The following is a 22247-nucleotide window of genomic DNA, read 5'->3' as shown; positions in this document are numbered from 1 at the left end:
CTGATGTACATGGGTAACGACCCACGCATGCCTTTGTTAGTTGTATTGACTAATAAATGAATAGAATTTACGGGAGAGTGAAGTACTAATAGTACCAATATAAAAACTTTATAGTGGCAGGAGTAGAAAGAAGATTTGTCAGCAACTCAACAAAAAAGCACTTACAGCTTTTGGCCGTAAGTGCTTTTTTTATAGTTCGTCGGGATGACAAGATTCGAACTTGCGACCCCTTGCACCCCATGCAAGTGCGCTACCGGGCTGCGCTACATCCCGAACTAATTGGGATTGCAAAAGTAAGGAGAAAAGTTACTTCTGTCAATGGTTTGAATAAAATAATGCCGCTATTGAGCTTTAGGGGGCTACTTGAAGATTTCTGCCGAAAATACATCATTTTATAAAAATTTATGACATAAATGGCTGTAAATTAATAGGTTATGTGCGATTTTAAAATAACATTTTGCTGCTAAGCAAATAATGTGCCTATTTGCAACTTATTTGCTTTTTATTCTAAGCATTTAAGTGGCTTCTACGGTAAACCTGTTTAATAAGGTGCGGTAGAACCCGCCTAAAAAGCTCAGAAACCATCCTGGCCATGCTACTTTAAGATTGCAGAAGCAATAGCATTTCTATTGCTTTTATACCACGCCCATTTCTTCAACAGAGCCTTTTTTTATCAGATGTAAACCTATAATGAGCTATTAGACAGCTTATTGTGTCCGAGGTCTGTATTTTGGTTATTTTTTAAATCCCAACAAATAGTACTAAAATTTACACCTCTGTTTGATTACGTTTTTTCTCCATGCGTTTGCTCCCATTCCTTCGTGGCCGGTTACTAAGGCCTGATCAAATTCCCGAAAAATGGCAAGGATATTGCTTTTTTCCTAACGGTCCCAATCACACACACTTCACATGACTTAAATACGACCACCATAAGATAACTTTTACACCATGCTTTTTACTGTTCTCTCTTTGAGGCCAGCGGTTACCGCGGCCTTGTTAGGAATGCTTTGCCTTTACTCAGGAAAAAGTTTGAGTAGTGGAACCCGAGAAGCTACCGGTAGCCTCAAGGATTTTTCTGCTGGACCTGCTGCGGTTGCTCAACCAGTTCCTCCCCAAAATCCGCCTCGTTTTCTGAGTCTATCCATCATGAACGTAAAAAATGATGATAGCTACCTACCCGTAATGGAGGAGGCGGCCAAGGCCGGGGTCAATTCTTTTTTGCTGAATGTAAACTGGGAGCGCATATACGGATCACGAGGAGAACAAGCTAACTGGAGTCAGATTGATAAGGAGGTAGCTCTGGCAGCCAGGCTAGGCTGTAAAGTAATGCTACGGATTTGGATAGCCCGCCACAACGATGGGTACGGAGGCTGGTGGCCGGAGTCATCCCGACCGGTCGGGAACGGAGGATTGAGACGCTCCATTCTGGGAGGTATTACTTTCTCCGATGAAAGTGCTATTCAGGAGAGTCTCGCTTTTGTTCAGGAGGTAGCGGAGCATTTTAAGGCACGGCAGCAGGCTGGTGAAATAGCCTTGATATCCATTGCCAATACCGAAGCATGCGAAATAGGCTATACCCTGGAAGGTTTTAGTCCTGAGCATGGAAAGGATATTCTACAGGTATACGATTATACCGATCATACTATCAGGGCCTTCAAAGACTGGATGAAGCGGAAGTACATATCTATTGATAATGTAAACAAAGCCTGGAATAGTGATTATAGCCGGTTTGAAGATGTATATCCCCCTCGTCCCAGAAACGAAGAGCTCTGGAATGCCTTTGCCTTTACAGCGGGAAGAGACTGGTACCTGTTTCGGCATCATGCCCTGAAAGGGTTCATGGACCGGGTGGTAGAAACGGTAAAAGGGGTAGACAACTCGTACAAATTTGTTCAGGACATGGGAAGCTGCTGGGATGGCTTGAGTGCCAACCGGGGGACTTTAGGCTTCAAGGATTTGTGTGCCAAGTCGGATGGCTTGAAAATTAACGATTTGAACGAATATCCGCACCGGTTTTCCATGGATCTGCTCCGGACCAATCTGCCGGGTAAAATGATTGGAAATGAGGTAGGAGGAATCCCCCCTAATAGCTACCCCAATGACTGGAAGAAACAAATAGACCAGAGCTTTGAGCATGGCGCAGACTGGGTTAATTTATTTGCTTTTGATGAACTTTGGCAACTATCCCCTGCCCTGGGAGTCATTACAGAAATGTCCCAAAAATGGCTTAATGTCCCTGTTCCTGCCATCTTTCCCGAGCAAACAGTTACCTATACGCTCTCAGAGGCAGTAAAGCAGGGAACGAACGGCGTTCGGGATCGGTGGAGAGCGGCTTATAATATTTCACAAAAACCGATTCGGGTAGTCCTGGAAGAAGACTGGCTGGGTGAGCTACCCGTTGTAAATAAGCCGCCTAAATTGGTGACCGCTATCCCGAACCAGCAGGGCTCGGTAGGAAAGTGGTTTCAGTACACCATACCCAAAGATAACTTTCAGGATGAGGATGGTATTATAACTGGGGTAGAAACGCAGGGTATGCCGGAGGGGATCTATCTCAACGGCTGGAATCTGGAAGGCAGGCCGCTCAAAACCGGAGACTTTACAGTAACTGCCCGAGTTAGCGATAACGCAGGGGCGATGGTTTCTACTACCTTTAAGGTTACGGTGGTTTCCTCAACCGACGCCAACCTTATCAGCCTTTATGCAGCGGGTAATTTTCTTACCCGCCGGTTCCTGCGCTATATTCAGGACGGGGATACACTCAGAGGTCCCGATGTACAGCAAACGGTCAACCTCATGGCTTCGCCCCGGACGGGCTCCATTGGAAGTTATTCATTTGCTTTATCTGGTCCCTATTCGGTAAGTAGTGTAGATAGCCGAACGCCTTATGGACTCTTTGGTGACAATGGAGGCGTTGCCCTGGTACCTGGTACATACACGTTTCTTATCAGGTCGTTTTCCAGTGCTGATATGCAGGGTACACTTATCAGTCAGCAGACAGTCCGGTTTGTGGTGGTAGAAGGACAAGATACGACCAATCAGCCTCCTTTCCTGTATAAGCAGCCTAAGGGACTGTTGGCGAAGGTGGGTGACCCCTTCGAGTACCGGCTTCCCGACAGTACCTATGTTGATCCCGATGGTACCATTGCTTCTATTAGTATGACGGGCCTTCCGGATGGACTTACCAGCACGGGTTCTCTTATTAAAGGTACTCCTTCCAGGAAAGGTGACTTTAACGTGCAGCTAAAAGCCACCGATGATCAGGGAGCTTCCTCGTCCACTCAGTTTGTATTCACCGTCACCGCCGATAATCAGCCTCCTGTCGTAAAGGCCTCAATTCCTGACCTGACGATCACTATTAATCAGCCTTTTGAGTATCGAATTCCGGATACTACGTTTGTAGATATGGATGGTACCATAGTGAGCTACGCCATACTGGGTACGCTGCCCGCGGGGCTTGTTGCCTCAGGCAGGTTGCTCTCGGGGGTACCTAAGGCCGCCGGGCAGTACCAACTGGCAGCAGTGGCCACCGATAATGGTAACGCTTCTGCGCAGGTTGCTTTTAAATTAATCGTAATAGACGCGACCAACGCCTCACCGGTACTTTCCAAAGCCCTGGTCAATTTGTCCACGAAAGTAGGCGAAGCTTTTGAATACCGGCTTCCGGACGCAACTTTTACCGACCCGGATGGTACCATTGCCTCCATCACCATGAATGCCCTGCCCGACGGCCTGGTATGGGATGGAACGCTCATAAAAGGGACTGCGCAAAGGAAAGGTACTTTTGAAGTACAGGTTACGGCGGTGGATAACAAAGGAGCTTCAATCGCCGCTAAATTTACCATTACCGTAACCATTGATAATGTAGCGCCCATTGCGGTAAAGACTATCCCTGACCTTACTACTGAGGTAGGCAAATCATTTAACTACCAACTCCCCGAAGGTACCTTTGTAGACACGGACGGAGTCATTGCCGGTATTACCATAGAGGGGGCTCCGCAGGGGCTGTCGGCCAACAAGGATGTGGTATCCGGTGCGCCGGCCGTGACTGGGGTGTTCCAGCTGAAAGCTATCGCCACAGACGATGCCGGCGCTACTGCCCAGATCACTTTCAAACTTACTGTTACCGCAGCGGTAGAAAACCATCCGCCATTTGTGGCCTCCCAGATACCCGACCAGCAGGCACTGAAAGGAGAAAGTTTTACCTACACGATTCCAGGCAATACCTTTGTGGACTCGGACGGAACCGTGGCCAAAATTGAAATTTCGGGTTTACCAGCCGGATTGACCGCAACGGGCTTAACCATCAGCGGGGTTCCGGCCGACTCGGGTTCTTATACCATCAGCGTTACGGCTATTGATGATAAGGGCGCTTCCGCTAAAACCACCTTTAAATTAAGAGTGAATATCGTCAATACGGCTCCCAACCTGCTAATGGACCTACCTGAGCTGGTGGCCATTGTTGGGCAGGTGTTTAGCTTTGACGTAAAAGAGTACTTTGAAGACAAGGATGGAAAGATAGAATCCATCTCCTATGCCTCGGCCTTGCCGCCGGGCCTCACGGCCAGTGAATCCAGGCTGTCGGGTAACCCCACCGCTGCCGGAAGATATGAAATAAAGGTAAGGGTAAAGGATAATAAAGGTGCAACCACTGAAAACACCCTTAAACTACGCGTGGAAAAGCCGGAGCTATCCATTGATCTGTACCAGGCCGGCAATGAGGTTACCCGCAAGTTTCTTCGTCAGATTGCCAACGCCGACATCATTGATGGCTCCGCGCTGCCTCAGTTACTAAATATTTTTGTGTCGAGTAATGCCCGCATTACCTCTGTCACTTTTGAACTGACAGGTTCCGTAACGGCGAAGTACACCGATGATAAGCCTCCTTTCTTCAGCCTGCTTGGTGAAGAAGAAGGATTCCCGCCCGTGACAGGCACCTACCAGCTGAAGGCAACGGCCTACCGCGACGGTGCCCTGGTGGTAAGCCGCACGATTCGGTTTGATATCATCAAGGGTGTGAGCAGTACGGGTCGCCAGGGAGTGGAAGAGACGGCGCCTGAGCAGGTAGAGGCGGCAGCCTTTGTCCCTGATTTTATAACCGATCCCTGGAAAGCTTACCCCAATCCCTTCCAGGACCGGGTACAGCTGCAGACCGGAGGTAAAAGCCAATCGACCGTAAACCGGGTAGAGGTACTTTCGATAGACGGCCGGCCGCTGCCCCTGGCTACTCACCACTGGAAGCTGAACGGGGGCGTACTGGAAGTAGACCTTTCGGAGGTAGCCACCGCGCCGGGTATGTACCTGATGCGCATTCAGGACAGCACCGGCCAGCAACGGACCATTAAACTGATCAAATCAGACCAACGCTAATTCACTGTCAATCTATACCATGATACCGAAGAAGCCCCTCCATGGGGCTTTTTTGGATAGTACCCATCCGGAGCTCCTTTTCAGCAACAGCCTCGGCTAACAGCTCCCGGAAGTAGTAGGCCACTGAACCCGTAAAGTGAACCGGGTAAGCAGGGGCGTCAGGATGTTTCAGAACGTATTTTTCCAGAAATACTCCAAAGGCCTCCCGGATGAGCTGCCGGATGTACGGATGGGGTAAGTTGTCGGAAAGAAAGCGGGTAAAGGTGGCGAAGTACCGGTTGGGAAAAGGCTTTTTGTAAGCGTTTTCGAGTACACTGAACCGGTCTATTTCCGGATAAGCCGAGGCAAAGCGTTCGTGAATTTCCGGAGGTAGTTCCTTGTGTAAAAAACGTACTACCAAGGTTTTTCCCAGGTACCCGCCACTGCCTTCGTCGCCCATCCAGAAACCCAGTGACCCTACATTATTTAAGATACGGGTACCGTCGTAGAGGCAGTTGTTGGCACCGGTACCCAGTATGCAGGCAATACCGGCCTCATGGCCACACAGGGCGCGGGCGGCCGCCAGCAAGTCGCTGTTGACCTCTACCGGCGCTCCCGGAAAGCTCCGCCGGAGTGCCTGCCAGACCGGACGCGCCGACTGTTCATCGGCACAGCCCGCCCCGTAAAAAAAGATATGGCTGGCCGTAGGTACCTGCGGGAGTACTTCGTGCTGCAGAGCCTCAAGAATAACGGCTTCAGTCTGGTAAAATGGGTTAAACCCCACCGACTGGAACCGCACGGCAGGTACCTCGGTACCCCAGGCCACCCAGTCGGTTTTAGTAGAGCCGCTATCGGCGATCAGAATCATGCTTGAATAAGTTTGCCTACTACTTTAAATCGTTCAAAAACCCGGCTGGTGTGGGGGGCATCCGAAAGCTCAGGGGTGAGGTCCTGGCCGGCCCAGTGCTCGTAGTGTTTGCCATTGCGCCACAGGCGCGAAGGGCTTACATCGTAAATGATGCCCTGGTAAGCGCACCAGATCTCTTCCCGGTCCTGCCCGTTGCGTAAGGCCAGTTGGGCCCGCGTATATTCTTTCATTACTACTTTACAATCAGACCCAAAGCAGCAGCCAGTGCCGTTAAATAATTAATAGTTTGAAATTATGGTTTAAAAGTGAGAAATTGTACCAGGATTCGCAAAGAATGCTGTAACTCGTATCAATAATAAGGTACCTACTTCGTTCTACTGAAAAAACAGGCAAGGCAATGAGAAAAAACACTACTATCCTTTGGTTTCTGGTATTGGCAATCGGACTGGTTGCAGCAGGCTGTAAGAAGCCCGTCCCCCCTATGTCGGAGCGCATTGCGAAAGACTGGTCGGCCGAAGCAGTCATGGAGGGCAGTACCCTGGTATTTACCAAAGGAGGTGCTAACAATACCCGTCCGGGCTATGCCAGCTGGCGCATAACACTACGGAGCGACGGCACCGCTACCTACACCGAATTTGACAATAATACCTTTACCGGCCAGTGGGAACTGCAGGGCGATACCCGGCTGGTACTGAAGAACCTGAATCCGCAGCCGACGGGCTCTAACGGTACCATCGAATTTACCATCAGTGAGTTTGAAGATGGCCGCATGGTACTGACCCGTACTACCTCCAGCGTAAAAACGGGAGGTACTATCAATAAATACACCCTGGTTGCTCCGTAAGGCAAATACTCGTATATACTAAGGAAGCCGCCTCGTGCTGAGGCGGCTTCCTGTTGTTTTTGGCTACCTTTGTCCTATGACACAATCAAGAACCGAAATAGCTACCCTGGGTGAGTTTGGGCTGATTCGCCGCATCAGCGAAGGTTTTACGCCCGCTTTGCCCGACACCATAAAAGGAATTGGTGACGACGCGGCCGTTATGGATCTGGGCGCTGAATACGGCCTCCTCACCACCGATATACTCATGGAAGGCGTCCATTTTGACCTGACTTTTTACCCCCTCCGGCACCTGGGCTACAAAGCCGTATCGGTCAATGTTTCGGACATTGCCGCCATGAACGGGGTACCCCGTCAGGTAGTAGTAGGCCTGGGACTGAGCAACCGTTTTTCGGTCGAAGCCGTGGACGAACTTTATGCCGGCATCAAAGCCGCCTGCGAAGACTTCCGGGTTGACCTGGTGGGGGGCGATACATCTTCATCGCGCGCGGGGCTACTCATCTCGGTCAGTGTATTTGGCAAGGTACCTAAGGAAAAGATTGCCTACCGCGCTACCGCCCGCCCCAACGACATCCTGTGTGTGAGTGGTGACCTGGGAAGCGCCTACATGGGCCTGCAGCTACTGGAACGGGAAAAGCAGGTTTTTCTGGTCAATCCGGACATGCAGCCCGAGCTGGAAGGGAAAGAATACGTGGTGCAGCGCCAGCTGAAGCCCGAAGCGCGGATGGATGTAGTTTATGAGCTGGAAGAGGCGGGCGTGGTACCTACCGCTATGATTGATGTATCGGACGGGCTGGCTTCGGAGCTCCTGCACCTTTGCAGCCAGTCGGGGGTAGGAGCGGTGGTAGTGGAGGAAAATTTGCCGATTGATGAGCAGACATTCCTGACCGCTACCGAGCTGAATCTGGACCCGGTTACGGCTGCTATGAACGGAGGCGAAGACTACGAACTGCTGTTTACAATCCGGCAGGACGATTACCACAAACTAAAAAACAACCCCAAGATCAGCTTCATCGGCTACATGACCGACAAGCCGGAGGAGGTCATCTTAAACACCAAGAGCGGCAACCGCTATCCGATTACCGCCCAGGGATGGAAAACGATTTCCTGATTTAGGGTTAGGTATATCGGGTATTAAGTACCTTGGCTTCTGCCACAAATTCCTTTACCCGTTGCTCCTCCTCTTTACGGCAAATGAGCAGCACACCGTCGTACTCAGCCACGATGAAGCCTTCCAGGCCGTTCACAACCACCAGCTTATCCTTGGGAGTTTTGATAATACAGTCCCGGGTATTAAACAGGAGCTGGTGGCCGTCCGTGACGTTATGGTTTTCATCTTTGGGAGAAATCTCATATAACGATTTCCAGGTACCCAGGTCCGACCAGCCGAAGTCGCTCAGTACTACGTGTACGTTATCGGCTTTTTCCATAATGCCGTTATCGATCGATATACTGCCGCAGTGCGAGTAGGCTTTACTGATAAAAGCCGCCTCCTGTTCGGTATAAAAGGTAGAGGCTCCATCTTCGAAAATTTCCGCCACCAGGGGCATGTACTTGCGAAAAGCCTCCTTGATGGTTCGGGCATTCCAGACAAATATGCCGGCATTCCAGACAAAATCGCCGCTTTCCAGAAACTGAACCGCCAGCTCGAGGTGGGGCTTTTCGGTAAAGGTCTTTACTTTTTTGACGGTACGCTTGTCGGGTATGTACTGAATATAGCCATAACCCGTATCGGGGCGGTTAGGCTGGATACCCAGCGTCACCAGTATGGCTTCCTGGCGGGTTGAGCCCAGGGCCACCCGGATCGTGTCCCGAAATACCTCTTCTTTTAGAATAATATGGTCCGCAGGCGCTACGACAATATTAGCATCCGGATTTCTGGAGGCTATTTTGTAGCAGGCATAGGCAATACAGGGTGCCGTATTGCGGCGGTATGGCTCCAGCAGGATCTGGTCTTCGGTGAGCGCCGGTAACTGCTGCTGTACCAGTTCTTTGTATTCCAGACTGGTAACTATATAAATATTCTCGGGCGGGCATACGCCCTCAAATCGTTCGGCGGTTTGCTGAAGGAGCGACTTCCCGGTTCCCAGTACATCATGGAACTGCTTGGGGTAAGTAGTTCGGCTAAATGGCCAGAAGCGGGAACCTACTCCCCCAGCCATAATAATAACATAGGTATCTTGCATAGAAGGCGTGGCTGATTATTGGTTAATAAATTTTGGCAAAGCTATCATTTTTAGTCGGTATTTAGTTGGAGTTCTGCATATACAAGCAGGTAGTGCCTTTTACCTCCTGTCTGATTTCGTAAAAAATAAAGTTATCGGGTTTACAAAATGGCGGTTCGACCGGCTTTTTAAGCCGCTTGCGGACTACCGGCCGACACTTTATAATGGCTGCGGACAGCCCTCCGAAGACCGGTTTTCCGGGCTTATAGCCAAAGAAAAAACAAAGACTATAATTACTATTGAATAGGGGTAAAAGTACTTAATACAGCTTGTTAAAGGCCTTTTTAGCCTTCTATTTTGGACTATTTGAATAGTAGCCGAGAGCAAAATTGCAATTTTTTAATAATATGGAGATAAAATAGAATAATAATCACACTTCTCGCTATAATTACATTAAAATAGCAAACTTTAAAACCAGTTTTAACCCTCAGAAGTGTATGTGCAAAAGATTTACAGAACGGGCATCGTATGTTATGATGCTCTTTTTATTGTTGGGAACTACGGCAGCGTTTGCCCAGGTAAGGTTAGCGGGAAGGATAACTGACGCTGCAACCCGTGAACCACTGGCCGGTGTGAGTATCCAGGTAAAAGGAAAAGTAGTAGGTACTATTACGGATACGGAAGGAAGGTTTAATTTGACAACAACTACCACGCCTCCCTTCTCCATTATTGTTTCGTCGGTAGGGTACGAAACCCAGGAAATAGAAATCACTGGCGACCGGAACAACCTGGATATCAGTCTGACGGAGCAGGCTATCATGGGGCAGGAGATAGTAGTAGCGGCTTCCAGGGTGGAGGAAAGCATTATGCAGTCGCCGGTGGCGGTGGAGAAAATGAACATCCGGGATATACAGGCAGCTGCCGCGCCTTCCTTCTACGATGCGCTGGCTAACCTGAAAGGCGTCGATATGACTACCCAGGGTTTGCTCTTTAAGTCAATCAATATGCGCGGCTTTGGTACTACCGGAAATCCCCGTGTAGTGCAGATGATCGACGGAATGGATAACTCGGCTCCGGGACTTAATTTCCCGGTTGACAACATAGTAGGTATGCCCGAACTGGACGTGGAAAGCGTGGAGGTACTTCCGGGAGCGGCTTCGGCCCTGTACGGTCCCAATGCTATCAACGGCCTTATTCTGATGAACAGCAAGAGTCCTTTCCTGTACCAGGGCTTAAGCGCTAACCTGAAAACGGGCATCATGAGCGCCAGTAACCGGGCACAGGTCAATACCCCTTTCGGGGACTTGTCAATCCGCTACGCGAAAGCTATTAACGATAAATTTGCCTATAAAGTAAACGTGTCGTACATACAGGCCAAAGACTGGGAAGCTACCAACTACAGCAACCTGAACATAGGTGGCGTAGAGAATGGTACCCGCGGTCCGGGCGTAGCCCTTGACTACGATGGTGTAAACGTATATGGCGATGAGGTGCAGGCCAACCTGACCACAGTGGGGCAGGCCCTGGTTGCCCGAAGATTGTTACCCGCAGCTGCATTATCCCTGATACCTAACTCCAATGTGAGCCGCACGGGCTTTCTGGAAAGAGACCTGGTTGATTATAATACCAAGAGCTTCAAGACCAACGTAGCCCTCCACTACCGCCTGAACGAAAAAGTAGAGGCCATAGCCCAGGTGAACTACGGCTACGGTACTACCGTGTATACCGGTACTGGTCGCTATTCGCTGCGTAATTTTAACCTGACGCAGGCCAAGCTGGAGCTACGGGGCGATAACTTTACCGTGCGGGCCTACACCACGCAGGAGCGTTCGGGGCAGTCGTACGTAGCGGGGCTTACGGCTGTAGCTATGCTCAACGGTACAAAGAGCCATGAGACGTGGTTTGGTGAGTACACCGGAGCCTTTGTTCAGGCGCGACAAAACCCGAATATCAGCGCGGAAATGGCGCATGCCGCCGCCCGCCAGTTTGCTGACCGGAGCATGCCTCTGCCAGGTACGGAGGCATTTACTGATTCACTAAACAAATACCGTAACTTACCCATTACTCAGGGCGGAAGCGGCTTTCTCGACAAAACCAATATGTACCACGCCGAGGGGCTTTACAATTTCAAGAATGAGATTAAGTTCCTGGATCTGTCGGCCGGGGCGAACATTCGTCAGTACCAGCTACGCTCGGGAGGTACCTTGTTTGCCGATACAAAAGACGGACGCGACGGCAGCATTGGTATTACCGAATACGGCGCTTTTGTTCAAGCCGGTAAAAGCCTGCTTCAGGACCACCTGAAACTGATCGGCTCACTGCGCTACGACAAAAATGAGAACTTCGAAGGCCAGTTTACACCGCGTGTGTCGGCCGTTACTACCTTCGGGCAGCACAACATCCGCCTGTCTTACCAGACCGGCTTCCGGATACCTACTACGCAGAACCAGTACATTGACTTGGAAACGCCAGCTGGAACACTTATCGGAGGCTTACCGGAGTTTGTGCAGCGCTATAACCTCAACAATGGTATTCTGCGGCAGAACCTCGATCCCAGGGTTATCGCCTCCTACGCCTCCCAGCCCGCGGTTATCCAGGCGGCTACTCAGTACGCAACCCAGTATGCTACCCTGCTTATCACACAGCAGGTAACAGCGCAGGTTACTGCGGGTGTTAATGCCGCGGTAGCCGCCGGGCAAATTCCTAATAATCCGCAGATAATTGCCGGAGCTATCCAGAATGGTGTAAATGGTGCGCTACCAGGTGCCTTACAGACTAATTTACCTGGAACTGTAGCTCTGGTACTGCCCCAGGTACTGCCCGCTTTTGCACTGGCGGCCATACCTAAGTACCAGGCTCCGGCTCTGAGGCCCGAGCGTATTGCCTCTTACGAAATTGGCTACAAAGGCATTATCGCCCGAAAACTTTACGTTGATGCTTACTATTATGTCAGTAAGTACACCAACTTTATTGGCGGTACTGTTATCATAGTGCCTACCTTACCAGCGGCACCGGGCTTACCGATTGAGTCGGGTGTAGGAAGTGCCAATACGCGTGAAGCCTATTCAAGACCAGCCAATAGTAATGAGTCTATTACCGTACAGGGTTTCGCCATCAGCGCCGACTACTCCCTGCCTAAAAACTATTTTGTGGGAGGAAACGTCGCAAATAACGAACTGACCAACTTTGTACCTACGCCGGAGCAGCAATTCTCGCAGTTTAATACACCTCGGAACCGGTATAACCTGAAATTCGGCAAGCGGATTGGAAGCGGCGACCGCTACGGTTTTAATATACAGTTCCGTCATCAGGACAGCTTTGTGTGGGAGGCTGGTTTTGTCCAGGCCACTACTACTACGGTACCTTTATTCACCAATACCATCGTACAACCTATCACTACTCTGGATGCCCAGGTAAGCGCCAAGCTGCCCGGTATTAAGTCTATCCTGAAGGTGGGAGGTACCAACCTGTTCGGAAAGCCTTACGTACAGGCTTACGGTAGCGCGGCCGTGGGCTCTACCTACTACGTATCGCTGACGTTTGACGAACTGCTCAATCGTTAACAAAACAGGAAGGGTCAACAATAGAAAAAGGACGCAGCAAGTGCTGCGTCCTTTTTCTGTATCTAGGAATAAAGCTGTTACAGGTTTATTTTTTTGTTTTCTCCCTGGTCGTACCGGTCGCCGGTCGCCAGGGCTTTGGCTATTTTGTAGGCCTGCACCATTTTGGATGAGCTGCCATCCCAGTACTCAGCCTCCTTAATTTGTATTTTCAGAAGCGTCAGTTCCGGGTCTTCCAGACCTTTGGGAAACCAGGCCTTTAATATAGGGTTCCACAATTCTTTTTTGGTTTCGGCGTCGTCCACTACACTGGCGGTACCGGTTATGGATACGTACGACCGGGACCCTTTGTCGGCGTAGCTAACGTTGATATTGGGGTGCTGCTGCAGTTCATCAATTTTTGGGGAATGCTCATTGGTGAAAAACCAAAGGCAGCCATCCGCATCGAATTTCTGCGTTTGCATGGGTCGGCTGCGGTGGTCGCCGTTGGCTTCCATGGTGGTAATCATGGCTACTTTTATGTCATCCACGATATCCTGGATTTTCTTTAAATCAGGGTGTGTTACCTCTTCAGTTTTCATAGTGTATCCATTTTGTTATATCCCGTAAGTGGTTAACAAAATAGTGCCAGCGTACCTGCCGTAACACAATAGCGGGAAGCTGGGCCAGCGGTCCGGCGGGTTTTCGGCAGATGTTGAAAAATATACCCAGCCCCGCAGCAGCAGAAAACAAGAATAAGAACTACTCTTTGGGACCAAAAGCCAGATCGCCCGCGTCGCCCAGGCCGGGTACTATGTAGTAATGCTCGTTGAGGTGGTTGTCCACGGCACCCAGCCACAGCCGGCACTCCGGCATACGCTGACGCAGGTACTCAACGCCTTCCGGACTAGCAATTACGGAAGCTATGTGGGTCTGGGCGGGTATTCCAAACCGGAGCAGCGCGTGGTACACCTTTTCGAGGGAGCGTCCGGTGGCCAGCATGGGGTCCATCAGAATCAGCGTTTTGTCCTGCAGGCTCGGGCTGGTTATATAGTCCATTTCCACGCTGAACTCGTCGCTGTTGAGGTGGTGGCCGCGGTAGGCCCCAATGAAAGCGTTTTCGGCCCCATCAAACATATTCAGAAAGCCCTGATGAAACGGCAGACTGGCCCGCAATATAGTACCCAGCACTACCGGCTGGCGCAGCTTATGCGCAGGAGCGGCCCCCAGTGGCGTTTGTACCTGCGATGGGCCGTAGAGGAGCGTTTTGGATATTTCGTAAGCCAGCAGTTCACCCAATCGTTCCAGATTACGCCGGAACCGCAGCCGATCTTTCTGAATGACGACATCTCTTAATTCGGCTAAAAAATGGTCGGCAACGGAATTCTTTTGGGACAGAATAAACATGGACTTTGCAGGTTTAAGAAAAAACAGTAACGATTATACAAATTGATTATCTAATTTGGCACTTTTTAGCAGCTAAATTTTCATTTGGCACCCTTTGTGTGGAAAATCCAGAGCAAGAAAAGGATTCCCTGTCTTATGATCCGATATTATTCGTTTTTATTTATACTTTTTAGTGTTGTTGCAGGAGGTAGGCCTTGTCATGCTCAAAGTACTTTTATTCCTCTGAATGATGATTACCACCATCTGATTGACCGCCTGGAGATTAAGCGGGGCAAGTTTTCGGAAGGCTTGCATTATGGGGTCAAGCCCTTTGAGCGGCGGGCGGTGGTGCAGCTTACCGATACTATTCTTAAATATGGGGGCGTAGGCCTGACCGAAGTAGACCGGGCTACCATACGCTACCTGCGGGACGACAGCTGGGAGTGGACCTCCGATACCGTAAGAACGTACTATAATACCAGCCCGTCGCGGCTGGGGGCTCTACCGTATCAAAAAAAGCGGGAGCGTACCTTTTGGGAGCATCCTTCTGACCTGTACAGCCTCCACAACGATGAGGTGGACCTGCATGTCAACTTCGCCACTGACAACATATACGGAGCCGAAACTAACACAAATTCAGCCCTGTGGTTTACGGGCAGGGGCGTGGAGATCCGCGGTATGCTCAACCAGAAACTGGGCTTTTATACCTTTGTGGCTGATAACCAGGGTACTTTCCCGGAGTACGTGCGTAACTATTTTTCGCAGTATGAAAAAGATTATACCAATATTTTTACCTTTCCGGGTGAGGGTTTAGCCAAGCCGCTGCGCCGGACCGGCGTAGACTTCATGTCTGCCCGGGGCTATATTACCTTTCGGCCGCTCAAAAGCGTTAACCTGCAGTTCGGGCACGACCGCAATTTTATCGGGAGCGGCTACCGCTCCATGATCCTGTCTGATGCTCACCCTCCCTACCTGTTTCTTCGACTCGACACGCAATTGGGCCGCTTTCGCTATACTAACCTCTGGACGAGTATGATTAACTCTCAGGGGACCTCTAACCGGGATTTTCTACGCGCGCGCAAGTACACGGCCATGCACCACCTCAGTATCAACCTGAGCGACCGCTTCAATGTGGGCGTATTTGAGGCGGAGGTATTCAGCCGGGGCGATAGTACCGGTGGGGGCGGCTATGATCTCAATTACCTCAACCCGATTATATTTTATCGTTTTGTAGAATCTTACATCGGGAGCGAGGACAACGCTCTACTGGGTTTTGACTTCCGGTGGCTGCTGGCGCAGCGCGGTTCGTTGTACGGACAGTTTATGATGGATGAATTTCTGACCAGGGCCTTTTTCAACAACCAAGGCTCCTGGACCAAAAAATACGGTCTGCAACTGGGAGGTAAATACGTTGATGCTTTTGGGATACCCAACGTGGACCTACAGCTGGAGTATAACCTGGTGCGCCCCTATACCTACTCGCACCGCGACGGTGCCCGCAACTATGCCCATTTCCGGCAGCCGCTGGCGCACCCATTGGGGGCCAATTTTGTGGAGGTACTGGGCATTCTTCGCTATAAAGTTTCACCCCGTCTGACCACCTATTTTACGGTAATGTGGTCGGACAAAGGACTGGATTCCTTCGGTAGAAACTGGGGCGGGAATATACTGCTCGACTACGATACACGCTTCCGGAATCTGGGCAACTACATAACCCAGGGAAAAACCACCGTTACCAAATCGGCCGACCTGAGGCTTTCCTATATGCTGGCCCACAACCTTTTTATAGAAGGCCGGTACCTGGGCCGCCGGGTAGAGTCGCCGCTGTATACCTTGGTTAACAGTACTGCCCTGGGTACCCTGGCCGTACGCTACAACATACCGTACCGGCAGCAGACATTTTAATTTAGAAGTACTTATCACTACCAAAAAAATGAGTTTTCAGGATATTATTACGCAGGAGCTAGCGGAGTCACAGCGGGTACTTACTGACTTTTTGGGTAATCCGGCCCACACGGAGGCCATTGAAAAAGCCGCCACGCTTATGGCCGAAGCCATCAAAAACGGGCAGAAGATTATTTCCTGCGGTAACGGGGGCTCTCACTGCGACGCCATGCACTTTGCCGAGGAACTATCGGGCCGCTATCGCGACAACCGCCGGTCACTACCGGCCATCGCTATTTCGGACGTCAGCCACCTGAGCTGCGTAGGCAATGACTATGGTTTTGATTACGTATTCTCAAGGTATATTGAAGGCCTGGGGCAGACCGGTGATGTACTGCTGGGTATAAGTACCAGCGGCAACTCAGGCAATGTACTTAGAGCCGTAGAAGCGGCTCGTGCCAAAGGGATGAGGGTCGTTATTCTGTCCGGTAAAGACGGCGGCCAGCTGGCCGGTAAGGCCGACGTAGAGATACGGGTACCTCACTTCGGCTACGCCGACCGTATTCAGGAGATTCATATCAAAGTCATCCATATTTTTATTCTGCTGATTGAAAAAATGGTCCTGGCGGAGTAGGTGGTAGCTGGTTAGGCGTTAGGTTTTTGGTATGTGAATTAAAGGGTACTTACTCCCGGATTAGATGAGCTTTGAGTAGGCAAAGAGGGTGAAACGGCAACCGTTTCACCCTCTTACTATTTGTAATACCATAGATGTAAAAGAGGCTAACCACCTAACACCTAACTACCTCCTTTAGCTACTTCGTCCTTTTCATGGACCACTTGATGCCTTCCAGCACGTGCTTCATAAACAGAGGCTCAGCATAGGACTCATCAGTGTGGCCGCCACCGGTATAAAAGGCCCGGCCGCCGTCGTACTCGTGGAACCAGATAAACGGATGGTTCCGGCCGTTGCGTCCGCCCTCGTAGGTACCTTCGTCGAGCGTAGCAAGTACCTTTATACCCGGTTGAATACTTTTGTAGCTGTACCACTCGTCAAAGCGTTTCCAGCGCTCGGGCAGGAAGCTAGTCGTAGGATGTTGCTGATTCCAAACGTGAATAATGGCATTTTGCTGCTTGGGGTGATGCAGGAAGTAAGCCCCTACCAGCTTGTTGTACCAAGGCCATTCGTACTCGGTATCGGCGGCGGCATGGATACCTACGAACCCGCCCCCTTTCTGAATATACTGCTCAAAAGCGGCCTGCTGCTCCGGGTTCAGGATGTCGCCCGTAGTACTAAGGAAGACAATGGTCTTGTACTTGCGCAGGTTGTCATTTGTAAATACTGAGGCATCTTCGGTGGTATCGGCCCGGAAATTATTTTTCGTTCCCAGTTCCATAATGGCTTTTTTACCGACCGGAATGGACTTGTGACGGAAACCGGCGGTTTTTGAAAATACCAGGATGGCATCGCGGGGGGCAGCTTTTCTCGTTTGTGCGGCACTCGTAAGTACTACTGCACTAACGCACAGCAGGATAAGCAGAGAGCAAATGTGTTTCATGGGACTTTTTTAATTTAAGGATTTTAGAAGAAAAGCGTAAATTCCGGTTAAGCTACTATTCACTTCCGGCGCTTCATGGCCCATAGGATACCTTCCTGAACGTGCTGCATAAACAGGGGCTCGGAATACGACTCGGGCGTGTGTCCGCCGCCGGTGTAGAAGGACCGCCCCCCGTCGAACTCGTGGTACCAGGCAAACGGATGAATACGGCCGTGTTTGCCGCCCGTGTAGGAGCTTTCGTCGACCGTAGCGATCACTGTAAGGCCAGGCTGGATGCTCTTGTAATTGTACCACTCATCGAAGCGATTCCAGCGGGCCGGTAGTACGCGGCTGGCCGGGTGGTCGCGGTTCCATACGTCAATGGAGGCATTCTGGGGCTTGGGGTGACCGTCAAAATAGGCGCCAATCAGCTGGTTGTACCAGGGCCAGTTGTACTCGGTGGTAGTAGCGCCGTGAATTCCCACAAAACCGCCGCCTTTGCGGATATACTCCTGGAACGCCTTTTTCTGCTCCTCATCAAATACTTCCCCCGAAGTACTCAGAAACACCAGTGTTTTGTACTGACGCAGATTGGCCGAAGTAAAAACCGAGGCATCTTCGGTGGTATCTACCCGGATGCCGTTTTGCTTGCCCAGTTTGAGCAAAGCCAGTTTGCCGTCGGGAATGGACTTGTGACGGAAGCCTTTGGTTTTTGAAAATACCAGGATGGTGTCACCGGGCTTTCCGGGTCCAGACGGTGGCGTAGAGCCGGTAATGGTAAGGAATAGAAATATAGAAAAAAGAGAGAGTACTAAAGATTTCATAATGCGTAATTTGACATTTACTAAAAGAGAAAGTCGCCGGGTAGGCAGAGCTTACTTGCAAAAGAACCCGTTTTTTTACAGAATTACCAAATAATTAGCTACACTATACGATGAGAGTACGGCCTGCCGCCCTGATTATACAAAATGATTCATTACTGACCATGCGGTACCGCTACGGTGCCACCGATGTGTACATGCTTCCCGGCGGTAACCCCGACCCGGGCGAGAACCTCCGGGAGGCGCTGCAAAGGGAGTTGCACGAAGAATTGGGTATAGAGGCAGTAGCGGGTCAACTGGTACTTTGTGGAGAAGTACTTGGCTGGCGCGGCAAAGAAGATACCCTGCACTGCGTATTTGAGGTAACTGACAGTACCGGCCCGGCCCGGCTCAATCCCGACCACACCAGCGCCGTGGCGGTGGCCTGGCTACCGGTGGCCGAATTAGGTACGAAGGTACTTTATCCCCAAGTGGGGGAGGCGCTGGCGGAGTACCTGCGGGGGGGGCTGGCTTCGGTGCATATAGGTACCATTGAACAGCCCTACGTAGATTAGGCAGTAGGTACAAAAAAAAGGAGGCGCTACTGCGCCTCCTCCACTTCTGTTAAGTACTTCCGACTTAAGCCATTTCCATTTTATTGGCGTAACGCTTGCGGTCGTTTTCGTCCAGATATATTTTCCGCATCCGGATGCTCTGCGGCGTTACTTCCAGGTACTCGTCCTTCTGGATATACTCCATGGCTTCTTCCAGCGAGAAGTTGAGCTTCGGAGCAATACGCAGACCGTCGTCCGAGCCGGAAGCCCGCATGTTGGTCAGTTTCTTAGCTTCCTGCAGGTTTACCACGATGTCGTTGGGGCGGTTGTGCTCGCCAATTACCTGTCCGCCGTAAATCTCTTCGCCCGGCTCCACAAAGAAGCGGCCGCGGTCCTGAAGTTTGTCAATGGTATAACCCGTGGCCATACCGGTTCCCTTCGAGATGATTGAACCGCTGATACGGCCGGGAATAGCGCCCCGGAACGGCTCAAAGCTCTTGAACCGGTGGGTCATAACGGCTTCACCCTGCGTAGCGGTCAGTACGTTGGAACGCAGACCGATCAGACCGCGCGAAGGAATCTCGAATTCCAGGTGCTGCAGGTCGCCTTTTGGCTCCATCACCAGTAGCTCACCCTTCCGCTGCGTAGCGAGTTCTATCACCTTACCGGCCGACTCCTCGGGTACGTCCACGACAAGTGTTTCGACCGGCTCGAGGCGCTGACCGTTTTCGTCTTCTTTGAAAAGTACCTGTGGCTGTCCTACCTGTAGCTCATAGCCTTCGCGGCGCATGGTTTCGATCAGGACCGACAAGTGCAGAATTCCCCGTCCAAATACCAGAAATTTATCTTCGGTATCGGTGTTCTCTACCCGCAGCGCCAGGTTTTTCTCCGTTTCTTTCAGGAGGCGGTCACGCAGGTGGCGTGAGGTTACGAATTTACCTTCCTTACCAAAGAACGGAGAGTTATTAATGGTAAACAGCATGTTCATGGTTGGCTCGTCCACGGCAATACGTGGAAGCGGCTCGGGATTTTCAACATCAGCAATGGTATCACCGATTTCGAAATCTTCGATGCCCGTTACTGCACAAATATCACCCGCCGATACTTCGGCGACCTTTGCCTTGCCAAGACCTTCAAATAAGTTCAGTTCTTTAATTTTTACCTTTTTTATTACACCGTGGGCTTTACAAAGGGCTACGATAGAGCCTTCTTTCAGCGTACCACGAAGTACCCGTCCGATGGCGATCCGGCCTACAAAGGCGTTATAATCCAGCGAAGTAATCTGCATCTGCACGGTACCTTCGTTCATAGGTGCCGGTGGAATCTGCTCAATAATGGTATCCAGCAGGAAAGTAATGTCGGTAGTAGGATTTTGCCAGTCAGGGCCCATCCAGCCCTGCTTTGAGGAGCCGTATACCGTTACGAAATCAAGCTGGTCTTCGGTAGCGCCCAGGTTGAACATCAGGTCAAATATACCTTCCTGTACTTCCTCGGGGCGACAGTTTTCTTTATCTACTTTATTTACCACCACAATCGGCTTCAGACCCAGCTGAATGGCTTTGCTTAGTACAAAACGCGTCTGTGGCATAGGACCTTCAAATGCATCCACCAGCAGCAGCACGCCGTCGGCCATTTTGAGTACACGCTCTACTTCTCCCCCAAAGTCGGAGTGACCCGGCGTATCGATGACATTAATTTTTACATCCTTGTAGCGTACCGATACGTTTTTAGAAACGATGGTAATTCCCCGCTCACGTTCGAGATCGTTGTTGTCGAGAATCAGGTCGTCGAAGGCCTGGTTGTCGCGGAAAAGCTTGGAAGCATGAATGATTTTGTCAACCAGCGTAGTTTTACCGTGGTCAACGTGCGCAATAATTGCGATGTTACGAATGGATTGCATGTATTTGATTACTGTTTTCAGTTCTAATAGCTAATCGGGCAAAAGAGTTCAGCTGCTACTTTTGGCGGTCAGCAAAGCATTTGGGCTTTACCTAACCTATAACGCCTCTTTTACCAAAATAAGCCGCAAAGGTACGGACTTTATTAACTGTATAACAGATTTTTACAATTAATAATCCATTACTATTGAAAAAACAGTGATTAAACTCAAAGAAATGCAAATAGGCTGAATCGGGCCGGTCATAAAAAGTCCAGTTCGGGCTGGGCCAGAGGCTGGCTTTGTACCGCCTCCCAGCCCAGTATGGCCTGCTTGCGGGCTGTGCCCCAGCGGTACCCACCCAGGCCACCTACCTTTTGCAGTACCCGGTGGCAGGGAATCAGGTAGGCGATGCGGTTGCTACCAATAGCGGTACCCACCGCGCGGGAAGCTGTAGGTTGCCCAATGTACCGCGCCACGTCGTCGTAGCTCACCAGTCGCCCCGACGGAATACGCAGCAGCGCCTCCCATACCTTGATCTGGAAGTTGGTACCCCGCAGCAGCAGAGGTAACGGAGTAGCCGATTTTGCAAAGAATAGTTGGTGAATGTAGGGATGGGTAGCTGCCGCGTCGTAGGTACTGCGGGCGTGGGGCCACTCCGCCTGTACCTGCGCCAGAACCGCCTCGGCCGTATCGGCTTCGCTCAGAAATCGTAAATCGGTAATCCCCCGCTCCGTAACGGCGATGAAGCATTCGCCAAAGGGCGTTTCGTGTACCCCGTACCGGATAGTTACACCCTCGCCTAGCGCCCGGAATTCGGCAGGCGTCATAGCTTCGTAGGTAACGAACAGGTCGTGCAGGCGGCTCGGGCTCGATAGCCCCACCTCATGGGTAGTTTCCAGCAGGTTGGCCGACGCCGCCAGCTGCTCCTTGGCGAACTCCTTGGTCAGGTACCGCATAAAGCGCTGCGGACTGGTACCCGCCCAGCGCGTAAACAGCCGTTGGAAATGGTACTCCGAAAGCGCCACATGTTCGGCTATTTCGCGCAGGCTGGGCTGCCGCTTGTAGTGCTCCCCAATGTACCGGATGGATTTTTCAATCCGCTGGTAATCCAGTAATGTATTTCCTGACTCTTCCATAGTACTAGTATGTTTACTTACCAAAGGTACTACGGTTGGAAAGGTCGTACAATCTGAATTTTGCTAATGTTAGCGTTATTGCCTGGTGCAGCAACCGCCGCCCTGGGAGCTTCGCTGTTGTAGTAGTCATTCTGCCGTTTGCCGTCGTGGGAGTTATCTCCACGACCTGACCGGGGAGCAGTCCCGGGCATCAGCTGTACCCCTGCCTCGGCCCCAGACGGGAATCACGGTAGGAGACCCCTCGGAGATAACTCCGGCAATGGCAGAAACCAAAAAGATGTGACTCACCGGAGTTTGCCTTTCTCTTTAAA

The 22247-nt window shown here is 50.8% G+C and carries 17 protein-coding genes and 1 tRNA gene; 7 read left to right on the top strand and 11 right to left on the bottom strand.

Annotated features, from left to right (window positions below):
• Positions 1–199 precede the first annotated feature (199 nt).
• Positions 200–273 (bottom strand) — tRNA-Pro (locus VGN67_RS14000).
• A gap of 873 nt (positions 274–1146) precedes the next feature.
• Here VGN67_RS14000 and VGN67_RS13995 point away from each other — a divergent pair.
• On the top strand, positions 1147–5370 hold the full coding sequence (locus VGN67_RS13995; RefSeq protein ID WP_327487470.1) for a putative Ig domain-containing protein: 4224 nt from the start codon (positions 1147–1149) through the stop codon (positions 5368–5370).
• Positions 5371–5377: 7 nt separating this feature from the next.
• On the opposite strand, the gene VGN67_RS13990 is transcribed toward VGN67_RS13995, so the two are convergent.
• Positions 5378–6217 (bottom strand): N-acetylglucosamine kinase, encoded by an 840-nt coding sequence (locus tag VGN67_RS13990; protein ID WP_327487469.1) that lies wholly within the window; start codon positions 6215–6217, stop codon positions 5378–5380.
• Positions 6214–6447 carry a cytochrome b5 domain-containing protein gene (locus VGN67_RS13985; RefSeq protein WP_327487468.1) on the bottom strand — a complete coding sequence of 78 codons (234 nt, stop codon included), beginning with the start codon at positions 6445–6447 and terminating at the stop codon, positions 6214–6216. Before VGN67_RS13985 ends, VGN67_RS13990 begins: the two co-directional genes overlap by 4 nt.
• A gap of 167 nt (positions 6448–6614) precedes the next feature.
• On the opposite strand from VGN67_RS13985, the gene VGN67_RS13980 reads away from it, so the two are divergent.
• Together VGN67_RS13980 and thiL are read left to right on the top strand one after the other, a co-directional pair.
• Positions 6615–7061 carry a hypothetical protein gene (locus tag VGN67_RS13980; RefSeq protein ID WP_327487467.1) on the top strand — a complete coding sequence of 149 codons (447 nt, stop codon included), beginning with the start codon at positions 6615–6617 and terminating at the stop codon, positions 7059–7061.
• A 76-nt stretch (positions 7062–7137) separates the two neighbouring features.
• Entirely contained in the window at positions 7138–8169 is a 1032-nt protein-coding gene (gene thiL / locus VGN67_RS13975) for a thiamine-phosphate kinase (RefSeq protein WP_327487465.1), read from the top strand.
• Positions 8170–8176: 7 nt separating this feature from the next.
• Here thiL and VGN67_RS13970 read toward each other — a convergent pair whose 3' ends face one another.
• Positions 8177–9244 (bottom strand): mannose-1-phosphate guanylyltransferase, encoded by a 1068-nt coding sequence (locus VGN67_RS13970; RefSeq protein WP_327487464.1) that lies wholly within the window; start codon positions 9242–9244, stop codon positions 8177–8179.
• Between the two features lie 476 nt (positions 9245–9720).
• Here VGN67_RS13970 and VGN67_RS13965 point away from each other — a divergent pair, with 476 nt between their 5' ends.
• Entirely contained in the window at positions 9721–12786 is a 3066-nt protein-coding gene (locus VGN67_RS13965; protein WP_327487463.1) for a carboxypeptidase-like regulatory domain-containing protein, read from the top strand.
• 77 nt (positions 12787–12863) lie between these two features.
• Here VGN67_RS13965 and VGN67_RS13960 read toward each other — a convergent pair whose 3' ends face one another.
• Together VGN67_RS13960 and upp are read right to left on the bottom strand one after the other, a co-directional pair.
• The gene (locus tag VGN67_RS13960) at positions 12864–13364 is read right to left on the bottom strand and encodes a pyridoxamine 5'-phosphate oxidase family protein (protein ID WP_327487462.1); all 501 of its coding nucleotides are present in this window, start codon (positions 13362–13364) and stop codon (positions 12864–12866) included.
• 160 nt (positions 13365–13524) lie between these two features.
• Positions 13525–14169, bottom strand: coding sequence for a uracil phosphoribosyltransferase (gene upp / locus VGN67_RS13955; RefSeq protein WP_327487461.1), 645 nt, complete (start codon positions 14167–14169; stop codon positions 13525–13527).
• A 135-nt stretch (positions 14170–14304) separates the two neighbouring features.
• Between upp and VGN67_RS13950 the strand changes: the two genes are divergently transcribed.
• Complete coding sequence (locus VGN67_RS13950) at positions 14305–16053, top strand: hypothetical protein (RefSeq protein ID WP_327487460.1); 1749 nt, start codon at positions 14305–14307, stop codon at positions 16051–16053.
• Positions 16054–16081: 28 nt separating this feature from the next.
• A complete protein-coding gene (lpcA, locus tag VGN67_RS13945) occupies positions 16082–16666 on the top strand; it encodes a D-sedoheptulose 7-phosphate isomerase (RefSeq protein WP_327487459.1) in 585 nt (194 codons plus the stop codon).
• Between the two features lie 178 nt (positions 16667–16844).
• Here the strand turns inward: lpcA and VGN67_RS13940 are convergent, their stop codons facing one another.
• Both VGN67_RS13940 and VGN67_RS13935 read right to left on the bottom strand, forming a co-directional pair.
• Entirely contained in the window at positions 16845–17588 is a 744-nt protein-coding gene (locus tag VGN67_RS13940) for a ThuA domain-containing protein (RefSeq protein ID WP_327487458.1), read from the bottom strand.
• A 59-nt stretch (positions 17589–17647) separates the two neighbouring features.
• Positions 17648–18391, bottom strand: a complete 744-nt coding sequence (locus tag VGN67_RS13935; protein WP_327487457.1) for a ThuA domain-containing protein — start codon at positions 18389–18391, stop codon at positions 17648–17650.
• A 110-nt stretch (positions 18392–18501) separates the two neighbouring features.
• Here VGN67_RS13935 and VGN67_RS13930 point away from each other — a divergent pair, with 110 nt between their 5' ends.
• Positions 18502–18942: an NUDIX domain-containing protein gene (locus VGN67_RS13930; RefSeq protein ID WP_327487456.1), complete on the top strand. Its 441-nt coding sequence runs from the start codon at positions 18502–18504 to the stop codon at positions 18940–18942.
• A 64-nt stretch (positions 18943–19006) separates the two neighbouring features.
• Here the strand turns inward: VGN67_RS13930 and typA are convergent, their stop codons facing one another.
• The 3 genes from typA to VGN67_RS13915 all read right to left on the bottom strand — a co-directional run bounded on the left by typA (position 19007) and on the right by VGN67_RS13915 (position 22127).
• Entirely contained in the window at positions 19007–20821 is a 1815-nt protein-coding gene (gene typA, locus VGN67_RS13925; RefSeq protein WP_327487455.1) for a translational GTPase TypA, read from the bottom strand.
• Positions 20822–21060: 239 nt separating this feature from the next.
• Entirely contained in the window at positions 21061–21936 is an 876-nt protein-coding gene (locus VGN67_RS13920) for a methylated-DNA--[protein]-cysteine S-methyltransferase (RefSeq protein WP_327487454.1), read from the bottom strand.
• A gap of 29 nt (positions 21937–21965) precedes the next feature.
• Positions 21966–22127, bottom strand: a complete 162-nt coding sequence (locus tag VGN67_RS13915) for a hypothetical protein (RefSeq protein ID WP_327487453.1) — start codon at positions 22125–22127, stop codon at positions 21966–21968.
• Positions 22128–22247 lie beyond the last annotated feature (120 nt).

The organism is Telluribacter sp. (assembly GCF_035998675.1).
In the GTDB taxonomy this organism is placed as follows: Bacteria; Bacteroidota; Bacteroidia; order Cytophagales; family Spirosomataceae; genus Telluribacter.
This window is presented reverse-complemented; position numbering and strand designations above follow the sequence as displayed.

Excerpts from the sequence above, each read along its gene's own strand:
- upp (WP_327487461.1), bottom strand. The coding sequence starts at position 14,169 with ATGTTTATTCTGTCCCAAAAGAATTCCGTTGCCGACCATTTTTTAGCC.
- VGN67_RS13960 (WP_327487462.1), bottom strand. The coding sequence starts at position 13,364 with ATGAAAACTGAAGAGGTAACACACCCTGATTTAAAGAAAATCCAGGAT.
- VGN67_RS13930 (WP_327487456.1), top strand. The coding sequence starts at position 18,502 with ATGAGAGTACGGCCTGCCGCCCTGATTATACAAAATGATTCATTACTG.
- typA (WP_327487455.1), bottom strand. The coding sequence starts at position 20,821 with ATGCAATCCATTCGTAACATCGCAATTATTGCGCACGTTGACCACGGT.
- VGN67_RS13990 (WP_327487469.1), bottom strand. The coding sequence starts at position 6,217 with ATGATTCTGATCGCCGATAGCGGCTCTACTAAAACCGACTGGGTGGCC.
- VGN67_RS13980 (WP_327487467.1), top strand. The coding sequence starts at position 6,615 with ATGAGAAAAAACACTACTATCCTTTGGTTTCTGGTATTGGCAATCGGA.
- VGN67_RS13985 (WP_327487468.1), bottom strand. The coding sequence starts at position 6,447 with ATGAAAGAATATACGCGGGCCCAACTGGCCTTACGCAACGGGCAGGAC.
- VGN67_RS13950 (WP_327487460.1), top strand. The coding sequence starts at position 14,305 with ATGATCCGATATTATTCGTTTTTATTTATACTTTTTAGTGTTGTTGCA.
- VGN67_RS13965 (WP_327487463.1), top strand. The coding sequence starts at position 9,721 with ATGTGCAAAAGATTTACAGAACGGGCATCGTATGTTATGATGCTCTTT.
- thiL (WP_327487465.1), top strand. The coding sequence starts at position 7,138 with ATGACACAATCAAGAACCGAAATAGCTACCCTGGGTGAGTTTGGGCTG.
- VGN67_RS13970 (WP_327487464.1), bottom strand. The coding sequence starts at position 9,244 with ATGCAAGATACCTATGTTATTATTATGGCTGGGGGAGTAGGTTCCCGC.
- VGN67_RS13995 (WP_327487470.1), top strand. The coding sequence starts at position 1,147 with ATGAACGTAAAAAATGATGATAGCTACCTACCCGTAATGGAGGAGGCG.
- VGN67_RS13940 (WP_327487458.1), bottom strand. The coding sequence starts at position 17,588 with ATGAAACACATTTGCTCTCTGCTTATCCTGCTGTGCGTTAGTGCAGTA.
- lpcA (WP_327487459.1), top strand. The coding sequence starts at position 16,082 with ATGAGTTTTCAGGATATTATTACGCAGGAGCTAGCGGAGTCACAGCGG.
- VGN67_RS13915 (WP_327487453.1), bottom strand. The coding sequence starts at position 22,127 with ATGCCCGGGACTGCTCCCCGGTCAGGTCGTGGAGATAACTCCCACGAC.
- VGN67_RS13920 (WP_327487454.1), bottom strand. The coding sequence starts at position 21,936 with ATGGAAGAGTCAGGAAATACATTACTGGATTACCAGCGGATTGAAAAA.
- VGN67_RS13935 (WP_327487457.1), bottom strand. The coding sequence starts at position 18,391 with ATGAAATCTTTAGTACTCTCTCTTTTTTCTATATTTCTATTCCTTACC.